This is a genomic window from Mesorhizobium sp. WSM4904 (genome assembly GCF_029674545.1).
In the GTDB taxonomy this organism is placed as follows: Bacteria; Pseudomonadota; Alphaproteobacteria; order Rhizobiales; family Rhizobiaceae; genus Mesorhizobium.
Genome location: NZ_CP121354.1, coordinates 2,450,191 through 2,472,515 on the forward strand (window position 1 = coordinate 2,450,191; position 22,325 = coordinate 2,472,515).

Sequence of the window (22,325 nt, forward strand, 5' to 3'; positions counted from 1 at the left end):
CAGCTTCGGGTCATGTTCACATCGCGTTTTGGCCGATGCAAGCGGAAATCGGGAAGAGCTTTGCCGGCACAAAAAGAACGGTGGCTCACGCCGCCGACCTCGACAAGATCGATGTCTCCATGGAGCGTTTCTCCGTTTCACGGAAACGCCGAACCGCTCTATCTCGTTGTTTTTACGCATTCCGGACGGAGGCTACGGCGAAGTCGCCGAACCCAACCGTTACATACTTTTCCTGGAATTGCCCTACGCTCAGGCGCGGCGCGTCAGCACGAAATTCTGGCCGCTGGCGCTGGTACAATTGAGCTGGCTGGTGGAGACCATCAGGCAGTTGAAGCTGACCGGCGTCTGGCGGATCAGCGAGGTGCCGTGGATCTCGACCGAGGTCGGGCCGGTCATGGTGTAGCTGCCCTCAGATAACTTCTGGCCGGTGTCGGTCGCCACGGTGGTGAAGCTGCCGGCGGTGAAGGTCGACAGGCCGGTGCCCTTGGCGTCGATCCAGTTGCCCTCGACGCCCTTGGGGGCGGCCGCGATCGGTTCGGAAGGTCCGGTGGTGGTGCAGGCGGCAGCGGCCAGAAGGCTTGCCGCGGCGCCTGCCGAAAGCAATTTGCGCGCAATGGTCATCTGAAAAACCCTCTCCTCTCGCACCGGCCCGAAAATCGACCCGATTTTCGGAAAGCACGATGCGTGCATCCAAAGTGCTAGAGCGTACTTTGTGCGTCCGACTGGATGCACGTCGCTCTAGGCCGCACCTTCTCAATCGCCCGATTTCCGGGCGATTGCAAGGTGGAGACGGCGGTAAGTCTGGCTGCTATCGCACCAGGATGTTGCGGAACTGCCACGGGTCTTCCTTGTCCATGTCCTCGGGGAAAAGGCCGGGACGATTATCGAGCGGGGTCCAGTCGGTGTAATAGCCCCTGACCGGCCCGAGATAGGGCATCTGCACCTCCAGGCAGCGCCTGAAATCCATCTCGTCGGCCTCGACGATGCCGGCCATCGGATTTTCAAGCGCCCAGACCATGCCGGCCAGCACCGCCGACGTGACCTGCAAGCCGGTGGCGTTCTGGTACGGCGCCAGCTTGCGGGCCTCGGCCAAGGACAGCTGCGAGCCGTACCAGTAGGCGTTCTTGTCGTGGCCGTAGAGCAGCACGCCGAGCTCGTCGACGCCGTCGACCAGCTCGTTCTCGTCCAGCACATGATGGACAGGCTGCGCCTTGCCGGCGGCGCCGAACATCTCGTGCAGCGACAGAACCGCGTCATTGCAGGGATGGTAGGCATAATGGCAGGTCGGGCGGTAGTTCACCTTGCCCTTCTTGCCGCGGACGGTGAAGAAATCGGCTATCGAAATCGCCTCGTTGTGCGTCACCAGGAAGCCGTATTGCGGGCCGGGCGTCGGGCACCAGCTGCGCACGCGCGTGTTGGCGCCGGGCTGCTCCAGATAGATCGCCGCCTGCGAGCCATGCCTGTGCTTCTTGCCGTTCTTCGGCATCCAGGTTTCATGCGTGCCCCAGCCGAGTTCGGCCGGCTGCAGGCCTTCCGAGATGAAGCCCTCGACCGACCAGGTGTTCCAGAACACGTCCATCGGCTTCGGCTTCTTGGTGCGCTGGGTGTCGCGCTCGGCGATGTGGATGCCCTTGACGCCGGCCTTCTTCATCAGCTTCGCCCAACCCTCGCGGTCATGCTCCGCCGGCACCACGAACTCGAGCCCGAGATCGGTGGCGAGGTTGACGAGCGCCTGCTTGACGAACCACGAGACCATGCCGGGATTGGCGCCGCAGCAGGAGATCGCGGTGGTGCCTCCCGGGGCCTTTTCCTTTTCCTGGCGCACGCTCTCGCGCAGCGCATAGTTGGTGCGCGAGGCGTTGTCGGCCGTTTCATCAAAATAGAAGCCGAGCCATGGCTCGACCACGGTGTCGATGTAGAGCACGCCGAGCTTGCGGCAGAGCTTCATCAGTTCCAGCGAAGAGGTATCCACCGACAGGTTGACGCACATGCCCTGGCCGCCGCCATGGGTGAGAAGCGGGGTCAGCAGCTTCTTGTAGTTCTTCTTGGTGATTGCGTCCTGCATGAAGGTGATGCCGCGCTCGTCGAGCAGCTTGCGATCGGCGTCGAGCGGGTCGATGACCACCATGCGCGACTTGTCGAACTTGAAATGGCGTTCGATCAGCGGCAGCGTTCCCCGTCCGATCGAGCCGAAGCCGATCATCACGACAGGGCCGGTGATTTCACCGTAAACGGGCCAGTTTTCATTCGCCATTTTTTCGCACACTCCTTCAAACACGCACAAAAACCGGGCACTCTTCGCCCCTGCGGTCAAGCGCTACAATCACAGATCATTGTCACAAACCAGCGAAAACCGCCAATCGCCGGCTAAGCCCGCATGGCGACGTGGTTAAGCGGCCTTGGCCATGCCGTCGAGGTAGGCGACCAGCCGGTCGCGGTCGGCGGTGAGGCCCTTGTAATCGAGCTGCGCCTGGTCGAGGGCGTTGAGCTGTTCGGCGAAAGAGGCCGCCAGCGTCGCCCTGTCAGGGTGCCGGTCGAGCACCGCCAGCGGGTCGAGATGGATACGGATGGTGAAGAGGATGTCGCGCGAGACCGGCAGCTTGCGCAGCGTCTGCCGCTCGACGCGGATGAAGGCGTGGGCGTTGATGTCGCCGTCGGGGAAGCGGGTAGGCCGGTTGGTGGCGCGGTCGATGCGCTCCCCGTTGGAAAGCGGATGATAGAGCGCCTCGCCCGCCTGGATCGACCAGTTGAAACGTTCGACCGCCTGGCCCTGCAGGCCGTCGAACATGCGGTTTATCAAATCGGCGGGCCGCGTGCCCGGGCCGAAGCCCGGCACGGGCGCATGGATCTGCTGCAGCGGCTTGCCGAATTTTTCCCGGAGCGACCAGGACGAAGGAAAGCAGAGCGATCCGGCGGCGAGCCGCCAGCCGTCGTCGCCCCGCCGCATCAGGATCAAATCCTCCTGCACCAGCAAGGATGCCTGGACGAGCGGCGCTTTGCGCAGTCCGGGAGAGAGCTTGCCGATCGCTCCGTCGGGGCCGAACCCCTCGATGGCGGAGCCTGTGCCGTGGTGAGTCCCCGGGTGTTTTTCTCGCAGATGGGCGACGAGGAGGTCGAGCACCTCGTGCTGTGCGTCGCGCGTATCGCCTTGCTCGACAAAGACCTTTTCCGGGATCTCCGTGTAAAGCCGCCGCTTTTCGGCGAGATAGGGCAAGAGGAATTCATCGACCTCGATCCAGCGGTCGAGCTCGAGCGGCCTCAGGCCGATGGTGAACAGTTTCGAGGAGCCGTCATAGGGCGTGTGGGTCGGGAGCGTGTGGGTGGTCATGCTTGCTTCAAACAGAAAATGGCTTCTCTCAAAAGAAAAGGACTGGCGGCTCCAGTGTCAGGCGAGTTGCGCCGGGATCAGCCCGCGCAGCGAATTGCCGACGAAGATCGCCTTCGCGGACTTCAGATCATCAAAGGTGTAGATCGCTTCCGCGGCGCGGCCTTCGTCCAGAAGCTCGCCGCGCAATACTCCAGGAAGCAGGCCGCAGTCGAGCCGAGGCGTCGCGAGCACGCCGTCACCGAAGTCGGCGAAGACATTGGTGATCGTGCCTTCGCAGAGCTCGCCGCGCTCGTTGGCGAGCAGCACCTCGTCGGCTTGCGTGACGAGATATTCGGCACGTGCGTGCGTGTAGACCTGTCGCAGGCTGGTCTTGTGGTGCAGCAGCGTGTTGCCGGAATCGAGTCGGACCCTCGCCAGCTGCAGCCGCCAGACCTTGTCCGCAGCGAGCGGTTCGTAAGGCTGTGCCGATGCCGTCGCCTCGCCATTGCGCTGCAGGACAAGGCGGGTGCGCAGTACGATCTGCTGCCCGCCGACCGCACCCGTCAGCGCCTTGCCGACCCGTTGCGGGTGGCAGGCAAAGCCAAGCTCCGCCGCCGAAGCGTAAAGCCGCGCAAGATGCCGCTCGAAGCGCAGGAAGCCCGAGCCAGGCTCCCAGCGCATGGTCTCGATCAGTTCGAAGTCGGCACGGTTCCCGTCGCGAAGCGCGCTTTCAGAAGACACTCCCGATACTCCTCGTCGGCGGTCGAATCGAAGACGACGCCGCCGCCGACATTGTAGACGGCCTCGCCATCGGCAAAGAGGGAGATGGTGCGGATCGCCACCGAGAACCGCATCGTGCCGCCCGGCGCGACCCAGCCGATGGCACCGCAATAGACGTCGCGCGGCACGCCTTCCAGGTCGTGCAATATCTCCATGGCGCGGATTTTTGGCGCGCCGGTGATCGAGCCGCAGGGAAAGAGCGCGGCGAAGATCTGTCGAATGCCGACATCCGGCAGCAATCTTGCGCGTACCCGGCTCACCATCTGGTGGACGGTCGGATAGGTCTCGATGCGGAACAGCTCCGGCACCTGCAGCGTGCCGACCTCGCTGATCAGCGAGATGTCGTTGCGCAGCAGGTCGACGATCATCCGGTTCTCGGCCTGGTTCTTCTCGTCGTTGCGCAGGAACGCTTTCAGCCGCTCATCCTCGGCCCTGGTCGCGCCGCGCGGCGCCGTGCCCTTCATCGGGTGCGTCTCGATCATGCCCTCGTCATCGATCTCGAAGAAGAGCTCCGGCGAGCGCGACAACACGATCGGATCGCCGAGCGAGACCAGCGCGCCGTATTTCACCGGCTGGCGCCCGGTCAGCGCCTCGAAGGCGGCGAGCGGATCGCCGGACCATTGCGCATGGACCGGGAACGTCAGGTTGCCCTGGTAGCAATCACCCTTGCGGATATGGTCGTGGAGGCGAGCGAAGCGGAGGGCATAGTCCTCGGCGGACCATCCCGCCCTGGCGTCGAAAATCGGGCCGTTGGTCGCCACCACGTTGCTTTTCGGCACGGCCTGTTCGAGCGGCGCGTCGAAGACGCCGAGACAGATCAGCGGCGCGCGGCGGCCCTCCGGCAGCAGCGGCACCAGCTTCGGCTCGAGCAGGTAGCCGGCCTCGTAGGAGAAATAGCCGGCCAGCCATTTGCCGGCGTCGGAGGCGGCCTGCGCTGCTTCGAGTGCCGGCGCGAATTCGGCCGCGGTTCGCGCGATGATGATCTCGAGCGGCCTGTCGAAGACGAGCTGGCGGCCGACCTCGTCATTGCGGAAGATTGCGGAAGGCAGGGACATAAGCCTCGGATACGATCCATTCAGTCGACCGCTCTATATGGGGGCTGGGCGGGGTGCAATCGAGGGAACGGCGTCGGGCGGCGCAAAGGCGTTTTCAGTAACTGATTTTGCAAGGATTGGCGGAGACACCAGAACTTCGTCATCCACGGGCGGAGCGGAAGCGAAGCGGACGCGGAGACCCGAGGATCCATGCCGTGACCTCGCGCGAAGGGTAAAGGCGGTGCAGAATGAAGGCTTTTCTGCACCGCAGCAGCGCTTGCAGGTAACGGAAAGGATCCTATGGTCTGCGCTGCGCCGCTTCGCTCCTCGCTACGCCATAGGATGACGACGCGATGGACGTCTCCGGCCAACCTCCGGCATTTGCGATGCCGGCGAGATGTTCAGGTGTTGCTGGCGGTGCCTGCCGTCGGGAAGCGACGGGCGAATTCGGCCTCGTCACCCGCGGCCAGCAATTTCGCCTGCTCGATCCATTTCTCGCGCTCGATGCGACCATCGAAATTGAGAACCTCCTCGACGCGCTTCACGTCGGCCTCGGTCCACGCGGCGATCTGGGCGTAGGTGGTGACGCCCTGATCCTTGAGCAGCTTTTCGTTGACCGGACCAATGCCGATCAGGCGGCGCAGATTGTCCGCCTTGCCGTTGGGCGCCGTCGGTGCGGCGGCTTTCTTCGGAGCCGGTGCGGCTTTCCTTGGCGCCGCGCTTGCCTTCGGCGCGGTCGCCGTCTTGGCCGCCGCCGGTTTCTTGGCCGGCACGCTCTTGGTCGAGGCCGATTTTGCCGCGGACGATTTCGCGGGCGGCGATTTGGCCGCGGCCGGTGTCGACGACATCAGCGCCGTCGGCGCGGGCGCGGCGGCCTTGTCGGCGCCGGCTGTGGCGGGTGTCCCGCGCAGCTGGCGCTCGAGATCGGCGCGGGCGCGGACACAGGTGTCGAGCTCGCCGCTCAGGCGGTCCGTGTCGGCGCGAAACCGGTCGCGCTCGCTCCTTGCGCGATCGAGATCGCCGCGCAGACTGTCGAACTCGCCGCGCAGGCGGCCCCAGATGAACCAGCCAACCAGGACACCCACAACGAACGCCAGGAGCATGTAGAAGAAAGTGCTCATTTCCCTCTCCAGTCCGATCTGTCGGCCGCGGCCCGAAATGGCGAGCTTGCCGCGACGATCGTCACTCGTTCCGCGTTCGGCGGAACAGCCGCTTCAATAGAGCTGTCGGCGCTTGGCTCTCCTCCGCCCACGGCCGACGGCCATCATCGCATTCGCCGAAGCGCCGCGAGGGGCCGTCTCTGGCCTTGGCGATGCGTCCGGCTGAGCTTGAGGCGGGACGCTATCATATGGCTCGCTGAAAACTAATTGAAAAATGCGGCGGAGTTATTGAAGAACAGCCATTTAGAAAAGAATAAGCTGCTCCTAATATTAATTTTTGCTAAAATACTATGGATTATGCCGTCGGGCGAACGCCCGTCATTTGTCGAGCACTTCCAGCTCGTCGATCAGCGTGCTGATCACGCCAAGGCCGATCTGCCAGAAGGCAGGATCGGTGGCGTCGAGGCCGAAGGGCGCCAGAAGCTCCGAGTGATGCTTGGTACCGCCGGCGCGCAGCATCTCGAAATACTTCTCCTGAAAGCCGCGCTCCGCATTCTGGTAGACGGCATAGAGCGAGTTCACCAGGCAGTCGCCGAAGGCGTAGGCATAGACGTAGAAGGGCGAGTGGATGAAGTGCGGGATGTAGGTCCAGAAGACTTCGTAGCCATCGCGCAGCCTGATTGCCGGCCCCAGGCTTTCGGCCTGAACTTCCAGCCAGAACTGGCCCAGCCTGTCCGAGGTCAGCTCGCCGTTGCGGCGCTCGGCATGCACCTTGCGCTCGAACTCGTAGAAGGCGATCTGGCGCACGACGGTGTTGATCATGTCCTCGACCTTCTGGGCGAGCATCGCCTTGCGTTCGCGCTTGTCGGCGGTCTGGTCGAGCAGCGAGCGGAAAGTCAGCATCTCGCCGAAGACGGAGGCGGTCTCGGCCAGCGTCAGCGGCGTCGAGGCCATCAGCGCGCCCTGGCCGGCGGCCAGCACCTGGTGCACGCCGTGGCCGAGCTCATGCGCCAGCGTCATCACATCGCGCGGCTTGCCCATGTAGTTGAGCAGCACGTAAGGGTGCGCCGACGGCACCGTCGGATGGGCGAAGGCGCCGGGCGACTTGCCAGGCCTGACCGGCGCGTCGATCCACTTGCGGTCGAAGAAGGTCCGCGCGATTTCCGCCATCTCCGGCGAGAAGCGCTGGTAGGCCGACAGCACGGTGTCCCTGGCGTCGTCCCAGCGGATCACCGCTTGCGGTGTCTCGGGCAGCGGCGCGTTGCGGTCCCAGTGGTTCATCACGTCCATGCCGAGCCAGCGCGCCTTCATCGCATAGTAGCGGTGCGAAAGCCGCGGATAGGCATTGCGCACGGCGGCCGCGAGCGCATCGACCACGCCGCGCTCGACGCGGTTGGCGAGATGGCGTGAATCGGCGATGTCCTCGAAGCCGCGCCAGCGGTCGGAGATCTCCTTGTCCTTGGCTAAAGTGTTGGTGATGAGCGTGAAGGTCCGCAGGTTCTTGCGGAAGGTCGCGGCGAGCGCCTCGGAGGCGCGACGGCGCACTTCGCCATCGGAGTCCTGCAACCGGTTCAGCGCCGGCTCCAGCGTCAACTCCTCGCCGTCGACATCGAAGCGCAGGTCGGTCATGGTCTCGTCGAACAGGCGGTTCCAAGCGCCGCGCCCGGTGACCGACTTTTCATGGAACAACTGCTCGACCCGGTCCTCGAGCTGGTAGGGTTTGTCCTTCCGCAGGTCGAGCACCCAGGGCCGGTAGTGGGCGAAGGCCGCGTCGGCCGCAAGCGCGCTTTCGATCACCGCGTCGTCGATCAGGTTGAGCTCCAGCGCGAAGAACAGCAGGTGCGCGCTGGCATCGGTCATCTTCTCCTGGACGTCGCCATAGAGCTTGGCGCGCTGCGGATCGGCGGTGTTGCCGGCATAGACCAGCCCGGCATAGGAGACGATGCGGCCGATCAGTTCCTCCAGCGCCTCGTACGTCTTCAGTGCCTCGCCGAGCCGGCCGGCGGCGCCGCGTTCGGCCTCGGCGGCCAAAGTGCCCTTCCAGCGGCCTTCGAAGGCGATGGCGTCGCTTGCCGCCCGAGCGATGTCGCGCTTCAGCTCCGGCGCCTCCATACCGGAATAGAGATCGGCGAGATTCCATTCCGGCAGATCGCCAAGCTCCGCCGCGCCTTGGCCGGACGCTGGCGCCGCAAGCCGCCGACCAAACATCATGCGCATCAACAATACCTTCTTTGAATCAAGGGACCAAAATCAAAGGGAAAGGAGAAGCCGGTCAAATCCTAAGGAATTCGTTCACCGGGTTTTTTGAAACCTTATTTAGAACCCTGTGCCAAGATGATCCATGGGGATTTCTCAAGGCCGGGCAGCCAACACAGTCATGACAGGTTCCATACTCATAGTCGATGACGATCCCGTGCAGCGCAGGCTGCTCGAGGCGGCGGTGACGAAATTCGGCCACAGCGCCATCGTCACGGAGGGCGGCGAGGCGGGGCTCGACGTGCTCGACGGACCGAACGCGCGCGATGTGTCGGTCGTCATCCTCGACCTGGTCATGCCCGGCCTCGACGGCATCGGCGTGCTGAAGGCGATGCGCGAACGCGCCATCAACCTTCCGGTCATCGTGCAGACCGCGCAGGGCGGCATAGAAACCGTCGTCTCGGCCATGCGCCACGGCGCCTTCGATTTCGTCGTCAAGCCGGCTTCGCCCGACCGGCTGCAGACGTCGATTTCCAATGCCTTGAAGGTCGAGGCGGTCGAGGACGAGATGAAGCGCACGTCGCGGCGGCGCGGCGGCCATCTCACTTTCAAGGACTTGATCACGCGCAGCCCGGCGATGGACCGGGTGATCCGTCTCGGTCAGAAGGCTGCGGCATCCAACATCCCGATCCTCATCGAAGGCGAATCCGGCGTTGGCAAGGAACTGGTGGCGCGCGCCATCCAGGGCAGCGGCGACCGCCGCTCGAGACCCTTCGTCACAGTCAATTGCGGCGCCATCCCGGACAATCTCGTCGAATCGATCCTGTTCGGGCACGAGAAGGGCTCTTTCACCGGCGCCACCGACAAGCACACCGGCAAATTCGTCGAAGCGCATTCGGGCACGCTGTTCCTGGACGAGATCGGCGACCTGCCGCTCGACGTTCAGGTCAAGCTTCTGCGCGCCGTCCAGGAGGGCGAGGTCGATCCGGTCGGCGGCCGGACGACCGTCAAGGTCGACATCAGGCTGATCTCGGCGACGCATCGCAACCTGCTCCAGCAGGTCAAGGACGGCAAGTTCCGCGAGGACCTGTTCTACCGGCTGAACGTCTATCCGATCTTCGTGCCGCCGCTGCGCGACCGGCGCGACGACATCCCCTATCTGGTCAGGCATTTCATGGAAAAGGTGGCGCCGGCCGATCCGCGCCATCGCCTCACCGGCATTTCGGCCAAGGCGCTGGCAATGCTGCAGGCCTATGACTGGCCGGGCAACATCCGGCAGCTTGAAAATGCGGTGTTCAGGGCGTCCGTGCTCGCTGAAGGCGAATTGCTGACCGAAGAGGAATTCCCGCAAATCCGCGCGCAGGTCGAAGGCACGGTAAAGCTCGAAGCCGAACCGGCACTGGCCACTGCCGCGGTCGCGGCCGAGACGCAGCCGGCCGTCGTTTCCAACGGGGCAGGGGCTGCATTTTCCGAGAGCGACGCCCCGGCGCGGCCGCAGCCCCGCTTCGGCACGTTGAGAGCATTGGACGAGCGCGGCAATGTACGGGCGCTGGCCGACGTCGAGCTCGAGATGATCAAGCTTGCGATCGACCACTATAACGGCCAGATGAGCGAGGTGGCGCGCCGCCTCGGCATTGGACGCTCCACGCTCTACCGCAAGTTGAAGGAATATGGCATTGACCCCGAAGCGGGTCGTCTCGACCGGCTTGCGTCATGAGACGCAAGCGCCAATCCAGCTTGCCTTCCTAAGATCCGAGTCAAATTGTCGCTTTTTGATCGGAAGGCGCTGTTTTTCAGTAGCTTGCTCGCCGTCGATCACACATTAAGGCGAACGGTAACAGATCGTGTTTCGGTTCAAGCCGAAATTCTCGATCTAAACCAGCGATTTACCACGAAATACAGTGCATCATTTTTGACGGGATATCGCCACTGTGTTACCGCATTTTGGCTTCAATAAGCGATGATTAACCATTAGGATCGATATTCGGATGTGAGAACCACGCATCCGTTTGGGCAAATCCGGGGACAAACGGCAGCCTGCAAGGCCTTTTGATTTGAACCAAGTCGAACGACACACAAACGGGCGGCATTTTCACATGAGCGTCTGGCCGAGGTGGCTGACGTTTGTGATTTTGGCCGTCGGGTTCCTCTCGGCAGCGGCCTCCGGAGCGAAGGCCGAAGTCCGTTCGCTTAAGCTCTATCACCTGCATACGCACGAAAAGGCCGAGATCGTCTACAAGCGCAATGGCCGCTACGATTCCGAAGGCCTGCGCAAGATCAACATCATCCTGCGCGACTGGCGCCGCAACGAGCCGACCAAGATGGATCCTCGGCTGCTCGACCTGGTGTGGGAAGCTTACCGCGAGAGCGGCGCGACCGACTATATCCAGGTCGTCTGCGGTTATCGCTCTCCGGCCACGAACTCGATGCTACGCAGCCGCAGCCGCGGCGTCGCCGAAAAAAGCCAGCACATGCTCGGCAAGGCGATGGATTTCTACATTCCCGGCGTGCCGCTGAAGAAGCTGCGCAATATCGGCCTCAAGATGCAAGGCGGCGGCGTCGGCTACTATCCGAGGTCCGGCTCGCCGTTCGTCCACATGGATGTCGGCAATGTCCGCCACTGGCCGGGCATCAGCCGCCAGGAACTGGTCAGCCTGTTCCCGAACGGCAAGACGCTGCATGTGCCGAGCGACGGCCGGCCGCTGCCGGGCTATGAACAGGCCTTGGCCGCCTATAAGGCACGCAGGGGCGCCGGCACCCCCAACATCGAACTGGCCAGCGCAGGCGGTTCGACCAAGCGCTCCGGCGGATTGTTTGCGGCCTGGTTTGGAGGCGGCGAAGACGAGGCTGACGACAGCGCCGATGTCGCCAGCGCCGAGCCCGCGCCGCAGCCGAAGGCCGTGAAGCAGGTGGCGACGGCCAAGAGCAGCAACCTGCCGGGCATCGCGATCGTCGCGCCGCGAGACGCCAAGCGCGCCAACATCCCGCAGATCGCGGATGACAGCACCGACGATTCGCAGCAGCCGCAGCAGGACACGCCTGAAACCATCATCGCCGCGTTGCCGCCGAAGGAGATTCCGGTCCCTGCTTTCGCGCCGCGGCCGAAGGTCGATGTCGGCCAGCAGACGCCTGAAAACATGCCGTTCGCCGTGGCGGACGCCTCGGCCACGACCGAGCAGGCGGTGGCAACGGCGCATGCCCCGGTCAATGTGCCGTTCGGCATGGCCGACGCCGCCGGCGCGGCACAGGCCGCGGCCGATCCCGCGCAGGTGGCGGTCAACAACATCCCGCTGCCGACTTGGCGTCCCGACCGCTCGACGCCGGCCGAATTGGCGACCAAGGACAAGAACGTCTTGCTGGCGCTGGCGGAAACGGCCTCGCAGGACAAGAGCGCGACCGATGCCTTCTCGGTGCTGCCGACCGCACGGCCCGACACAAGCAAGCCGGATGAGATCAAGGCTGTGCTCGAACAGGCCAGCGCAACAACCGTGGCCGGCGCGAGCGGCGCCGAATATGAGGTCGCTTCGCTGACGGCGCCGGAGCCGCGCTCGGCGTTCAACGATCCGTCGGGCCTCGATGCGGCTTCGCCGCGTCAAGCCATCGCAGCCCGCCCGGCCGGCACCGATCCGGTGCAGGCGATCGGCGGCGGCGTGAAGACGACGCACAAGGAGGCCAAGCCTTCCGCCAACGACCTGCGGCCGGGGCCGAAGGCGATGGTGGTGGCGACGCCGCCGCAGGCAGCGCGCTGGGCGCTGGGCAGTGGTGAGAACATAGCCACCGTTTCCGATCCGACGACGGCGCCGCGCTATGCCTATAACATCGTTCATACGCCACCGAGCGAGGTCTACACGGCTGGCTTCCAGACAGACCCCCAGACGCCGGATGCCAGCCGGTTCACCGGCAACGCGGTGAAGTTCCTTTCGGTCGCCCGCTTCCAGACGAAATAGCGAGCCCTGCCGGGACAGCAAAGCCGCGTTGGACACCAGCGCGGCTTTCGCTTTTTATGCTGCCTGCCCTGACCGCCGGTCTCCCGCCTGGGGCGGTTCAGTCAACTTCCAGCGCAGGCGCCTCGCCCATTGCCAGAAGCCGCGCGGCGTCGCGCGCCGGGGGCAGGCCGAACTGGCGCGCATATTCACGGCTGAACTGAGAAGCGCTTTCGTAACCGACGGCAAAGGCGACACGCGCTGCGTTGCCCGGCTGTGCGATCAGCAGGTGGCGGGCCTCCAGCAGGCGGATCTGCTTCTGATACTGGATCGGACTCATGGCCGTCGCTGCCTTGAAGTGGCGGTGGAACGCGGCGTTGCTCATATGGGCGAGCGCGGCCAGCTCCGTCACATCGATCGGCTCGTTGTAATGCGCGCGTATCCATTGGGTGGCGCGGCGGATCTGCGACAGGCGTCCGTCGGCGCGCGCAAGCTGGCGCAGTTTCGCGCCTTGCGGGCCTTGCAGCAGCCGAAACGCTATCTCCCGCTCAAGCATGGACGCGAGCACGGGGATCTCGTCCGGCCTGTCGAGCAGCCGCAGCATCCGGCGCCAGGCGTCGAGCAGCTCGTCATCGGCGGGATAGGTCGCGAAGCTTTCGCCACCGGCCGCGGGCTTGTGGTCGATGAGCAATGTGGCGATCACTTCCATATCGAGGCTGAAGGCGATGGCCATGTAAGGATGGGCGGCGCTCGCCTCGATCAACTGGCTAGTGGCGGGCGTCTCGACCGCGTAGACGAAACAGCTGCCAGCGCCGTAGCGAAGCGTGCGATCGCCGATCAGCACCGATTTCGTGCCCTGCAGAACGACCAAGGCCGTCGGCTGACAAAGCTCTGGCAGCGGCGGCGTCGGGGCTTCGCTGCGGCCGATCGTGACGCGAGGAACGGCCGTCCTCGTTCGCCGTCCACGCGCGTGGCGGCCGGCGATTGCGATCAGTTCTTGCAGCGCTTCGTTCATCGGTTCAGCATTGCCGATCCGCACCATCCGCGCAACGAGGTGAGGCGCTTGCGCGCACCTCTGACGCGCAAGCGCGCACTTGAGAGGATTAGGCAAGAGCAAGAGAGATTTCGGCGCGCGAAGTTCCCCGTTTCGCGCCATTTCCAGGCCTCTGCACAGGAGACATTGGACATGACGAAACGAAAGAATGCGCTGGTGACCGGCGCCAACAAGGGAATCGGCCTCGAGACCGCCCGGCGGCTGGCGGCGCTGGGGTTCAAGGTCTGGCTCGGCGCTCGGGATTCGAAGCGCGGCGAGGCCGCGGCCGAAGCATTGCGCAGCGAAGGTTTCGACGTCGAGCCGCTCGAGCTCGACGTCACCAGCGACGAGAGCGTGGGGGCCGCGGTCAGGACCTTCGCTGCGCGAACATCCAGTCTCGACGTGCTGGTCAACAATGCCGGTGTGGCCACCGGATATGTCGATGCGCTCGGCCCCGACGGCCGCTACGAGCGGCCGCCGAGCCAGGAACCTCTCGCGGACATGAAGGCCATCTATGACGTCAATGTCTTCGGTCCGATCCGCGTCACCCAGGCATTCCTGCCGCTGCTTCTGGGCGCACCCGCCGCCCGCATCGTCATGCTGAGCAGCTATCTCGGTTCGATCGCGCGCGCGGTTGGTGGCGGAGTTGGCGAAAGCCAGTCACCCAACGTCATGGGCTATGGCAGCTCGAAGACGGCGCTCAATGCCATTACGGTCGCTTTCGCCAGGGAGCTTGCGCCGAGCGGCATCATGGTCAATGCCGCCGCTCCCGGCTACACCGCGACCGACCTCAACGGGCACAAAGGTCACCGCACGGTGCAGCAGGCGGCCGAGATCGTCGTGCGCCTGGCGACGCTCGACGCGGGCGGGCCGACCGGCGGCTATTTCGACGAGAGTGGCCCGCTGCCCTGGTGATTTTGGGGCGAACTATTTGGCGAGCTTGCTTGCCTCGCGCGCGAGCGCTTCGATCTCGTCCCACTTGCCGGCCTTGATGAGATCGTCGGGCGCGACCCAGGAGCCGCCGACGCAGATGACGTTGGGCAGGCTGAGATAGTCGGCGGCGTTCTTGGCCGTTATGCCGCCGGTCGGGCAGAACTTCACGTCTGCGAGCGGCGATGCGAAGGCCTTCAGCGAAGCGATGCCGCCCGACTGCTCGGCCGGGAAGAATTTCAGGAAGCGCAGGCCGGCTTCGCGCGCGGCCATGATCTCGCCCGGCGTGATGGCGCCCGGCAGCAGCGGCACGGGGCTGTCCTTCGCCGCGTTCAGAAGCTGGCCGGTGATGCCGGGACTGACGATGAATTTCGAACCGGCGGCGGCTGCTTCATCGAATTGTTTCGCATCGAGGATGGTGCCGGCGCCGACGACGGCGTCCTCGACCTCGGCCGCGACGCGGCGGATCGCCTCCAGCGCGTCTGCGGTGCGCAGCGTGATCTCGATTGCCCTCAAGCCGCCGCGCGACAGAGCGCGGGCAAGCGGCACGGCGTCGGCCACGTTGGCGATCTTGAGCACCGGGATGACCGGCTGGCCGTTGAGGAGCGACAGGAGCTTTTCGGTCTTGCTGGTCATTGGCTTGTCTCTCCATTGCGATCGATTTCAACCGATTAGCAGAAGGGTTATTTGAAGTCCACGAAGGCGGGCGTGTCGCGATGTCACGCGGCGGGCCGCTCGGTGCCTCTGCCTTGAAACCGCTTTCAGCACGGTCTAGTGGCATGGCCATGACAACGAGCACAAAAATTCAGCCGGTCCGCGTCGCTGCGCTCTACAAGTTTGCCCGGCTCGACGGCTTCGAGGTCTTGCGCGCGCCGCTTGCCGCCTTCTGCCGCGGACACGGCATCAAGGGCACGCTGCTTTTGGCGCATGAAGGCATCAACGGCACCGTCGCCGGCAGCGAGGAGGCGATCGCCGCGCTGATCGATCATATCCAGGCGATCGAAGGGCTTGCCGGGCTGGAAATCAAATACAGCAGCGCCGCCGATATGCCGTTCCATCGCATGAAGGTGCGGCTGAAGCGCGAGATCGTCACCATGGGCGTCGACGATCTCGATCCGGCGACCAGCGCCGGCACCTATGTCGCGCCGGCAGACTGGAATGCGCTGATCTCGGATGCCGATACGGTGGTGATCGACACACGCAACGCCTACGAAGTCTCGATCGGCACCTTCAGGGGCGCGGTCGATCCGAAGACCGCCAGCTTCCGTGAATTTCCGGCCTGGGTCCAAGAGCACCGCGACGAGCTCGAAGGCCGCAAGGTGGCGATGTTCTGCACTGGCGGCATACGCTGCGAGAAGGCGACTGCCTATGTTAAGTCGCTGGGCTTCGGCAACGTCTTCCATCTCAAGGGTGGCATCCTGAAATACCTTGAGGACGTGCCGGCCGAAGAGAGCCTGTGGCAGGGCGAGTGTTTCGTCTTCGACGAGCGGGTTTCGGTCTCGCATGGTTTGGCCGAAGGCGATGCCGAGCTCTGCCGCGCCTGCCGGCATCCGCTGACAGCCGAGGACCGGCTGTCGCCGAAATACACGGTCGGCGTTTCATGCCCGCACTGCTTCGATGCGCGCTCGGACGAGGATCGTGCCCGTTACGCCGAGCGACACCGCCAGGTGGGGCTGGCGCAAGCGCGCGGCGGCCGGCGCCACATCGGAAGCTAGGGCGCGCCGGCTCCACAAAACGGCCGCCCGTCATTGTAATGTCAACGCGTGGGGCCTACGTCTTGCCGGTCCGAAACCCCGCCCGGGCGCATTCGGCCGGGCCAATTCTGGAGGCATTGATGCTCGACCCCAAGAAGCTGCTCGACGACCTGCTCGGCTCGCAAATTCCTGGCACGGGATCGACCGTTCGTGACAAGGCGGGGCAAGCGGTACAGATGGCGAAGGACAACCCGCTCGCCGCCGGCGCGCTGGCCGCCGTGCTGCTCGGCACGGGCACCGGACGGCAGGTGACCGGAGCCGCCATCAAGCTCGGCGGCCTGGCGGCGATCGGCGGCCTCGCCTACAAGGCCTACCAGAACTACAAGGCCGGAAATGCACCGGCGCAGGAACCCGTGGCTGGCGAGCCGGAGTTGCTGCCGCCGCCCAAGGACACCGCCTTCCATCCCTCTCAAGCGCCGCAGGGCGAGGCCGAATTCACGCTGACGCTGGTGCGGGCGATGATCTCGGCCGCCAAGGCGGACGGCCATGTCGATGACGAGGAGCGGCAGAAGATCGCCGACAGGCTCAAGCTTGCCGGCATCGGCACGGAAGCGGAAAAGTTCCTGATGGAAGAACTCGAACGGCCGCTCGATCTCGACGCGCTGATCGCCGGCGCCAAGACCGATGCGCAGAAGCTCGAGCTCTACACCGCCTCGCGACTCACCATCGATCCAGACACCCGCACCGAGCGCGGTTATCTCGACCTGCTCGCCGGACGCCTCGGCCTGCCGGACGCGCTGGTCGATCATGTCGAGGCGACCGTCGCAGCGGCAAAAGTGCCGGCCGGAGCCGCATCCGATCCGCAGTAGCGAATCGCGTGGTAAACGCGCTTGCGGCATCTTGTTGACCGTTGATCTTTCGTTAACCCAGCAAGCGCATCATTCTAAGCAGTCGGACCGGCTTTTCCTCCTCCCAAGCACGGTTCAGATCAGGGCGGTCGCCAATGACCGCCCTTTTTGTCGGCCCCTCCTTTTTGTCGACAGAGCTGCTTGCCACGGTCTCCATCATTTGCGATGCCTCGTCCCGTTCCAGCAATGACGGGGGAGCGCGTCGATGACCGCCATGCAAGAGAAAACCGCCATCGTTACCGGAGCCGGCACCGGCATCGGCAAGAGCGTCGCCACGGCGCTGCTCAGGGCCGGCTGGAACACCGTGTTCTGCGGCCGCCGCAAGACGCTGATCGAGGACGCGATCGCCGAGGCCGGGAAGACCAGCGCCAAGGCGTTGGCGGTAGCGTGCGACATCAGCAAGGCCGACCAGGTCGACGACATGTTCGAGACCGTGGTGGAGGCCTTCGGTCGCGTCGACCTGCTCTTCAACAATGCCGGCATGGGCTACAAGTCGACGCTGATCGACGAGATCCCGGTCGAGGTCTGGAACGACGTCGTGGGCGTCAATCTCACCGGATCGTTCCTGTGCGCCCGCGCCGCCTTCGGCGCCATGCGCCGGCAGAAGCCGATGGGCGGCCGCATCATCAACAACGGATCGGTGTCTGCCTATGCGCCGCGCCCGGGCTCGGTGCCCTATACGGCGACAAAGCACGCCATCACCGGCCTGACCAAGACGCTGGCGCTCGACGGGCGGCCCTACGACATCGCCTGCGGCCAGATCGATATCGGCAATGCGCTGACCGAGATGGCGCAGCCGATGACCGTAGGCGTGCCGCAGGCCAACGGCTCCATCGCCGCCGAAGCGGTGATGGACGTCCAGCGCGTCGCCGACGCAGTCCTCCACATGGCAAGCCTGCCGCTCGACGCCAACGTGCTGTTCATGACCGTGATGGCGACGAAGATGCCGTTCGTCGGGCGCGGGTAAGGAAATTGAGGCTCTATTTCTTCAGGAACGCTTCGATCCGCTCCAGCGCGCGCAGGATGTTCTCCTCGGAATTGGCGTAGGAGAGCCTGACATAGCCTTCGCCGAGCACGCCGAAATCCGGACCGCCGATCAGCGCGACGCCGGCATCCTCCAGCAACGCCGAGGCAAGCTTCTTCGCCTTCCAGCCGGTCTTCGACACGTTGGGAAAGGCATAGAAGGCGCCTTTCGGCGTGATGCAGGAAATGCCGGGAAGCGCATTCAGGCCCTCGACCACGATCTTCCTGCGGTTGTCGAAGGCGCGCATCATCTTTTCGACGTCGTCCTGCGGGCCGTCTATCGCGGCGATGCCGGCATACTGGCTCGGCGCGTTGACGCAGGACCAGCAGTTGACCGCCAGCTTGCGCACCTTGTCGTAGAGGTAGGCGCCCTTCTCGCCGTTCGGCCAGATCGACCAGCCCATGCGCCAGCCGGTCATCGCCCAGGTCTTCGACCAGCCGTTGAGCACGATCAGCCGGTCGCGGATCTCGGGGAAGTTGAGCAGCGAGCAATGCGTCTCGCCGTCATAGGTCATGACGTCGTAGATCTCGTCGGAGAGGATCGCGACCTCAGGGTGCTTTTCCAGTCCCTTGACCAGCTTCTCGATCTCGGCCCGCGGAGTGACGCCGCCGGTCGGGTTGGCCGGCGAGTTGAGGATCAGCAGCCTCGTCTTCGGCGTGATCAGCGCCAGCGTCTCCTCGGCCGAGAAGGCAAAGCCGTTCTCCTCGCGGATCGGCACGGGAATGGGCGTCGCGCCGGTGAACTCGATCATCGAACGATAGATGGGAAAGCCGGGGTCGGGATAGAGGATCTCCGCGCCCGGCTCGCCGAACATCAGGATCGCGGCGAACATGGTCGGCTTGCCGCCGGGCAGGATCATCACGTTTTCGGGCGAGACCTCGACGCCGGTGGTGGTCAGCGTGCGGCGCACCACCGCCTCGCGCGTGGCCAGCAGCCCGTTGGCCGGCGTGTAGCCGTGATGACCGTCGCGCAGCGCCTTGATCGCAGCCTCGACGATGTGCTGCGGCGTCTTGAAGTCGGGCTGGCCGATGCCGAGGTTGATGATGTCGCGGCCCTGATGGGCGAGCGCGGTGGCCCGCGCGAGCACCGCGAAGGCATTTTCCTCGCCGAGACGGTCGAAGGCCGCGATCGTGTGGAGCATTTTTCCCGTCCCTGTGGTTCTTTCTGTCAGCGAGCGTTTTTGTGAGCGTCCGTCAGGAAAAGTCAAACGGATTGGAGCTTTCGGTGTCGGAAAATCTGAAAAGTTGGCAGCCGCGCCCGCGTCCCGAACGCAGGGCGCTCGAAGGCCGCTATGTCCGGCTCGAGCCGCTGAGCGCGGCAAAGCATGGCGATGGGCTTTACGAGGCATCGTCGGTGCCGGATGCCGCCGGCCGTTTCGCTTGGCTGCCCGACTATCCGCCGCAAACCCGCGCCGCTTTCCAGCCATGGCTGGACAAGGTCGAGGCGAGCGAGGACCCGCTGTTCTTCGCCGTCATCGACAAGGCGAGCGGCAAGGTCGCCGGGCGCCAGACGCTGATGCGCATCGATGCCGCCAACGGCGTCGTCGAGATCGGCAACATCTACTGGGGGCCGCTGATCTCGCGCAGGCCGCAGGCGACCGAAGCGCAGTTCCTGTTCACGAAATATGCCTTCGACGAGCTCGGCTATCGCCGCTACGAATGGAAATGCAACAACCGCAACGAACCGTCGAAGCGCGCGGCGGAGCGCTTCGGCTTCAAGTTCGAGGGCATTTTCCGCCAGCATCTTGTGGTAAAAGGCGAAAACCGCGATACGGCGTGGTATTCGATCATCGACAAGGAGTGGCCGGCCTTGCGCAAGGCCTATGAGGCCTGGCTCGATCCGGCGAATTTCGATGGCGATGGCCGGCAGAGGCGGCGGCTCGAGGATTTCCGCGCCGAGTTCGGCGCGTAGACCAAGATCCGGTCGTCGGACAAAGATCACGGTCGGTAAATAGGAGTTGCCAGGATGGCACACGATCACGCCGCGCATGGACACAGCCACGGCGCGGGCCACGTGCATGGCTCGACCGACAAGAAGCGCGTGCTGATCGCGGCCTGCCTGACCGGCGGCTTCATGGTCGCGGAGGCGCTCGGCGGCCTGCTCACCGGCTCACTGGCGCTGCTTGCGGATGCCGGCCACATGCTCGCCGATTCGATTGCGCTGGGCCTCGCCTGGTACGCCTTCCATCTCGCCGGACGTCCTGCAACCGGCCGTCTCACCTACGGCTCCGCCCGCGTGAAGACGCTGGTCGCCTACACCAACGGCATCGCCATCTTCGCCATAGCGCTGTGGATCGTCTACGAAGCCTGGGGGCGGCTGATGCATCCGGCGCCGGTGCTGGGCGGGCCGATGCTGGTGGTGGCGGTCGCAGGCCTGCTGGTAAACATCGCCTCGTTCTTCGTGCTGCATGGCGGCGACCGCGAGAGTCTCAACATGCGAGGCGCCATCCTGCACGTGCTGGGCGACCTGCTGGGCTCTGCCGCGGCCATCGTCGCCGCCGTCATCATCCTGGCGACAGGCTGGACGCCGATCGACCCGATCCTTTCCGTGCTGGTGTCGCTGCTGATCCTGTCGACGGCGTGGTCGCTGATGCGCGAGGCCGCGCATGTGCTGCTCGAAGGCGTGCCGGCAAGCCTCGACCGCGACCTCATCGCCAAGGATCTGGAAGCTGCCGTCAAGGGTGTGCGCGAGGTGCACCACATGCATGTCTGGTCGCTCGACGGCACCAGCAACATGGCGACGTTGCATGCCTGCCTGGATGACGGGGTCGATCCGCATATGGCGGTGAGCGCCATCAAGAAGCGGCTCGCCACGAAGCACGGCATCGACCATGCAACGGTGGAGCCCGAGTTCGGGCACTGTGCCGACAGCCATGACGAGCACGACCATCACCATGATCACGATCATGCGCATGACGCGCCTCGCGATCGCCGCCATTATCATTGATGCGTGCCGAAGATGAACGAGCCAAGGAACGCCTGCTGATGGATCGCGAGACGCGCAACGCGGCCATCGCCGCGGCCTGCATACTGCTTTTGTTCGGCCTCGCCGCCTATTTCCTGCCGACCATCATGTTGGCCGTCGGCAAGGTCTCGACCGTCCTGGCGGCTGTCATCGCCGCGATCTTCATGGTGGCACTGTTCGTCGTCCTGTGGCTGCGCGGACGCAGCCAGCGCAAGAAGGGTCTCTAAAGATGAGAATTCTGATTACTGGTGCTGCCGGCATGGTGGGCCGCAAGCTGATCGCGCGGCTGGCCAAGGACGGCGCCCTGCGCGGGCGCAAAATCACGGCGCTCGATCTGCACGACATCGTGCCGCCGCAGGCGCCGGTGCTCGCGGGCGTCGAGGCCTCGATCCATACCGGCGACCTTTCCGAGCCCGGCGCGACGGCCACGCTCGTCGCTTCCCGCCCGGATGTGATCTTCCATCTCGCCGGTATCGTCTCGGGCGAGGCGGAAGCCAATTTCGATCTCGGCTACCGCGTCAATCTCGACGGCACACGCGCCTTGTTCGACGCCGTGCGGCTGGCGGCATTTGCGCCGCGCCTTGTCTTCACCTCGTCGATCGCGGTGTTCGGCGCGCCGTTCCCGGACGTCATCCCGGACGAGTTCCACCCGACGCCGCTCACTTCCTACGGCACGCAGAAGCTGATCAGCGAGGCACTGCTCGCCGACTACTCGCGGCGCGGCTTCTTCGACGGCGTCGGCATCCGGCTGCCCACCATCTGCGTGCGGCCTGGCAAGCCGAACAAGGCGGCCTCGAGCTTCTTCTCCGGCATCATCCGCGAGCCGCTCAGCGGCCAGGAGGCGATCCTGCCGGTGCCGCGTTCGGTGCTGCACACCCATGCCAGCCCGCGCTCCGCGGTCAATTTCCTGATCCATGCGGCGGAGATCGACAGCAATGCAGTCGGGCCGCGCCGCAACCTCACCATGCCCGGCGTCGCCGTCACTGTCGGCGAGCAGATCGAGGCGCTCGGGCGCATTGCCGGAGCCGAGGTGGTGAAACGGATCCGCGAACAACCCGACGAAACGATCTGGGCGATCGTCAAAGGCTGGCCCACGCGCTTCGAGGCAAGGCGGGCGAGGGAACTAGGTTTTGCCGCTGAAAAGAATTTCGACGAGATCATCCGCGCGCATATCGAGGACGAGCTCGGCAAAACGGTCGCTTAGGTTGAACTCTAAAGGGTCACCGCCTTCCCGAGTCAACCTTGACCCGCCTCTCTGCAATTAATTCGGTATCGTTCGTCAGATGCTGGATATCGTAATCCGCGAAGTTCTTAATTTGCTTTGCTGCTTTTCGATAAAGGTCGAGCATTGAATGTCGGCCGTATGGCTGCTGGCTGATGAGGCAGGTTTGTTGTGATCAAAAAGTCACCAGTTTGGGATGCCTGAGGCCGT

20 protein-coding genes are annotated in these 22,325 nt (G+C 64.5%); 10 read left to right on the plus strand and 10 right to left on the minus strand.

The window, feature by feature from the left end; all coding sequences use genetic code 11:
• Positions 1-249: 249 nt before the first annotated feature.
• The 7 genes from QAZ47_RS11680 to QAZ47_RS11710 all read right to left on the minus strand — a co-directional run bounded on the left by QAZ47_RS11680 (position 250) and on the right by QAZ47_RS11710 (position 8,438).
• Positions 250-621, minus strand: coding sequence for a hypothetical protein (locus QAZ47_RS11680; protein WP_278074542.1), 372 nt, complete (start codon positions 619-621; stop codon positions 250-252).
• A gap of 187 nt (positions 622-808) precedes the next feature.
• Positions 809-2,254: a homospermidine synthase gene (locus QAZ47_RS11685; RefSeq protein WP_278233331.1), complete on the minus strand. Its 1,446-nt coding sequence runs from the start codon at positions 2,252-2,254 to the stop codon at positions 809-811.
• Positions 2,255-2,389: 135 nt separating this feature from the next.
• On the minus strand, positions 2,390-3,328 hold the full coding sequence (locus QAZ47_RS11690) for a DUF3445 domain-containing protein (RefSeq protein ID WP_278233332.1): 939 nt from the start codon (positions 3,326-3,328) through the stop codon (positions 2,390-2,392).
• Between the two features lie 57 nt (positions 3,329-3,385).
• Positions 3,386-4,048, minus strand: a complete 663-nt coding sequence (locus QAZ47_RS11695) for an aminotransferase class IV family protein (protein WP_278233333.1) — start codon at positions 4,046-4,048, stop codon at positions 3,386-3,388.
• Complete coding sequence (locus QAZ47_RS11700; RefSeq protein WP_278233334.1) at positions 3,997-5,142, minus strand: aminodeoxychorismate synthase component I; 1,146 nt, start codon at positions 5,140-5,142, stop codon at positions 3,997-3,999. The genes QAZ47_RS11695 and QAZ47_RS11700 overlap by 52 nt, the downstream gene beginning before the upstream one ends.
• 380 nt (positions 5,143-5,522) lie before the next feature.
• The gene (locus QAZ47_RS11705) at positions 5,523-6,242 is read right to left on the minus strand and encodes a proton-conducting membrane transporter (RefSeq protein WP_278233335.1); all 720 of its coding nucleotides are present in this window, start codon (positions 6,240-6,242) and stop codon (positions 5,523-5,525) included.
• Between the two features lie 357 nt (positions 6,243-6,599).
• Positions 6,600-8,438, minus strand: coding sequence for a M3 family oligoendopeptidase (locus tag QAZ47_RS11710; protein WP_278233336.1), 1,839 nt, complete (start codon positions 8,436-8,438; stop codon positions 6,600-6,602).
• A 160-nt stretch (positions 8,439-8,598) separates the two neighbouring features.
• Between QAZ47_RS11710 and QAZ47_RS11715 the strand changes: the two genes are divergently transcribed.
• Positions 8,599-10,134, plus strand: a complete 1,536-nt coding sequence (locus QAZ47_RS11715; RefSeq protein ID WP_278233337.1) for a sigma-54 dependent transcriptional regulator — start codon at positions 8,599-8,601, stop codon at positions 10,132-10,134.
• A gap of 379 nt (positions 10,135-10,513) precedes the next feature.
• Positions 10,514-12,364 carry a DUF882 domain-containing protein gene (locus QAZ47_RS11720; RefSeq protein WP_278233338.1) on the plus strand — a complete coding sequence of 617 codons (1,851 nt, stop codon included), beginning with the start codon at positions 10,514-10,516 and terminating at the stop codon, positions 12,362-12,364.
• 97 nt (positions 12,365-12,461) lie between these two features.
• On the opposite strand, the gene QAZ47_RS11725 is transcribed toward QAZ47_RS11720, so the two are convergent.
• Positions 12,462-13,355 (minus strand): AraC family transcriptional regulator, encoded by an 894-nt coding sequence (locus tag QAZ47_RS11725; RefSeq protein ID WP_278233339.1) that lies wholly within the window; start codon positions 13,353-13,355, stop codon positions 12,462-12,464.
• Between the two features lie 171 nt (positions 13,356-13,526).
• Between QAZ47_RS11725 and QAZ47_RS11730 the strand changes: the two genes are divergently transcribed.
• The gene (locus tag QAZ47_RS11730) at positions 13,527-14,288 is read left to right on the plus strand and encodes an SDR family oxidoreductase (protein WP_278233340.1); all 762 of its coding nucleotides are present in this window, start codon (positions 13,527-13,529) and stop codon (positions 14,286-14,288) included.
• 12 nt (positions 14,289-14,300) lie between these two features.
• Here QAZ47_RS11730 and QAZ47_RS11735 read toward each other — a convergent pair whose 3' ends face one another.
• A complete protein-coding gene (locus tag QAZ47_RS11735; RefSeq protein ID WP_278233341.1) occupies positions 14,301-14,939 on the minus strand; it encodes a 2-dehydro-3-deoxy-phosphogluconate aldolase in 639 nt (212 codons plus the stop codon).
• A 149-nt stretch (positions 14,940-15,088) separates the two neighbouring features.
• Here QAZ47_RS11735 and QAZ47_RS11740 point away from each other — a divergent pair, with 149 nt between their 5' ends.
• The 3 genes from QAZ47_RS11740 to QAZ47_RS11750 all read left to right on the plus strand — a co-directional run bounded on the left by QAZ47_RS11740 (position 15,089) and on the right by QAZ47_RS11750 (position 17,872).
• Positions 15,089-16,018, plus strand: a complete 930-nt coding sequence (locus QAZ47_RS11740; protein WP_278233342.1) for a rhodanese-related sulfurtransferase — start codon at positions 15,089-15,091, stop codon at positions 16,016-16,018.
• A gap of 119 nt (positions 16,019-16,137) precedes the next feature.
• Positions 16,138-16,866 (plus strand): tellurite resistance TerB family protein, encoded by a 729-nt coding sequence (locus QAZ47_RS11745; protein WP_278233343.1) that lies wholly within the window; start codon positions 16,138-16,140, stop codon positions 16,864-16,866.
• Positions 16,867-17,110: 244 nt separating this feature from the next.
• Positions 17,111-17,872, plus strand: coding sequence for an SDR family oxidoreductase (locus QAZ47_RS11750; protein WP_278233344.1), 762 nt, complete (start codon positions 17,111-17,113; stop codon positions 17,870-17,872).
• 13 nt (positions 17,873-17,885) lie between these two features.
• Here QAZ47_RS11750 and QAZ47_RS11755 read toward each other — a convergent pair whose 3' ends face one another.
• Positions 17,886-19,070, minus strand: a complete 1,185-nt coding sequence (locus QAZ47_RS11755; RefSeq protein ID WP_278206906.1) for a pyridoxal phosphate-dependent aminotransferase — start codon at positions 19,068-19,070, stop codon at positions 17,886-17,888.
• A gap of 83 nt (positions 19,071-19,153) precedes the next feature.
• On the opposite strand from QAZ47_RS11755, the gene QAZ47_RS11760 reads away from it, so the two are divergent.
• The 4 genes from QAZ47_RS11760 to denD are packed head-to-tail and all read left to right on the plus strand — an operon-like array spanning position 19,154 to position 22,097.
• Entirely contained in the window at positions 19,154-19,840 is a 687-nt protein-coding gene (locus tag QAZ47_RS11760) for a GNAT family protein (RefSeq protein WP_278233345.1), read from the plus strand.
• Positions 19,841-19,894: 54 nt separating this feature from the next.
• A complete protein-coding gene (locus QAZ47_RS11765; protein ID WP_278233346.1) occupies positions 19,895-20,875 on the plus strand; it encodes a cation diffusion facilitator family transporter in 981 nt (326 codons plus the stop codon).
• 38 nt (positions 20,876-20,913) lie between these two features.
• Positions 20,914-21,120: a hypothetical protein gene (locus QAZ47_RS11770; RefSeq protein ID WP_278233347.1), complete on the plus strand. Its 207-nt coding sequence runs from the start codon at positions 20,914-20,916 to the stop codon at positions 21,118-21,120.
• Positions 21,121-21,122: 2 nt separating this feature from the next.
• On the plus strand, positions 21,123-22,097 hold the full coding sequence (denD, locus tag QAZ47_RS11775) for a D-erythronate dehydrogenase (protein ID WP_278233348.1): 975 nt from the start codon (positions 21,123-21,125) through the stop codon (positions 22,095-22,097).
• The last annotated feature ends 228 nt before the right edge of the window (positions 22,098-22,325 follow it).

Excerpts from the sequence above, each read along its gene's own strand:
- QAZ47_RS11680 (WP_278074542.1), bottom strand. The coding sequence starts at position 621 with ATGACCATTGCGCGCAAATTGCTTTCGGCAGGCGCCGCGGCAAGCCTT.
- QAZ47_RS11685 (WP_278233331.1), bottom strand. The coding sequence starts at position 2,254 with ATGGCGAATGAAAACTGGCCCGTTTACGGTGAAATCACCGGCCCTGTC.
- QAZ47_RS11690 (WP_278233332.1), bottom strand. The coding sequence starts at position 3,328 with ATGACCACCCACACGCTCCCGACCCACACGCCCTATGACGGCTCCTCG.
- QAZ47_RS11700 (WP_278233334.1), bottom strand. The coding sequence starts at position 5,142 with ATGTCCCTGCCTTCCGCAATCTTCCGCAATGACGAGGTCGGCCGCCAG.
- QAZ47_RS11705 (WP_278233335.1), bottom strand. The coding sequence starts at position 6,242 with ATGAGCACTTTCTTCTACATGCTCCTGGCGTTCGTTGTGGGTGTCCTG.
- QAZ47_RS11710 (WP_278233336.1), bottom strand. The coding sequence starts at position 8,438 with ATGCGCATGATGTTTGGTCGGCGGCTTGCGGCGCCAGCGTCCGGCCAA.
- QAZ47_RS11715 (WP_278233337.1), top strand. The coding sequence starts at position 8,599 with ATGACAGGTTCCATACTCATAGTCGATGACGATCCCGTGCAGCGCAGG.
- QAZ47_RS11720 (WP_278233338.1), top strand. The coding sequence starts at position 10,514 with ATGAGCGTCTGGCCGAGGTGGCTGACGTTTGTGATTTTGGCCGTCGGG.
- QAZ47_RS11725 (WP_278233339.1), bottom strand. The coding sequence starts at position 13,355 with ATGAACGAAGCGCTGCAAGAACTGATCGCAATCGCCGGCCGCCACGCG.
- QAZ47_RS11730 (WP_278233340.1), top strand. The coding sequence starts at position 13,527 with ATGACGAAACGAAAGAATGCGCTGGTGACCGGCGCCAACAAGGGAATC.
- QAZ47_RS11735 (WP_278233341.1), bottom strand. The coding sequence starts at position 14,939 with ATGACCAGCAAGACCGAAAAGCTCCTGTCGCTCCTCAACGGCCAGCCG.
- QAZ47_RS11740 (WP_278233342.1), top strand. The coding sequence starts at position 15,089 with ATGACAACGAGCACAAAAATTCAGCCGGTCCGCGTCGCTGCGCTCTAC.
- QAZ47_RS11745 (WP_278233343.1), top strand. The coding sequence starts at position 16,138 with ATGCTCGACCCCAAGAAGCTGCTCGACGACCTGCTCGGCTCGCAAATT.
- QAZ47_RS11750 (WP_278233344.1), top strand. The coding sequence starts at position 17,111 with ATGACCGCCATGCAAGAGAAAACCGCCATCGTTACCGGAGCCGGCACC.
- QAZ47_RS11755 (WP_278206906.1), bottom strand. The coding sequence starts at position 19,070 with ATGCTCCACACGATCGCGGCCTTCGACCGTCTCGGCGAGGAAAATGCC.
- QAZ47_RS11765 (WP_278233346.1), top strand. The coding sequence starts at position 19,895 with ATGGCACACGATCACGCCGCGCATGGACACAGCCACGGCGCGGGCCAC.
- QAZ47_RS11770 (WP_278233347.1), top strand. The coding sequence starts at position 20,914 with ATGGATCGCGAGACGCGCAACGCGGCCATCGCCGCGGCCTGCATACTG.
- denD (WP_278233348.1), top strand. The coding sequence starts at position 21,123 with ATGAGAATTCTGATTACTGGTGCTGCCGGCATGGTGGGCCGCAAGCTG.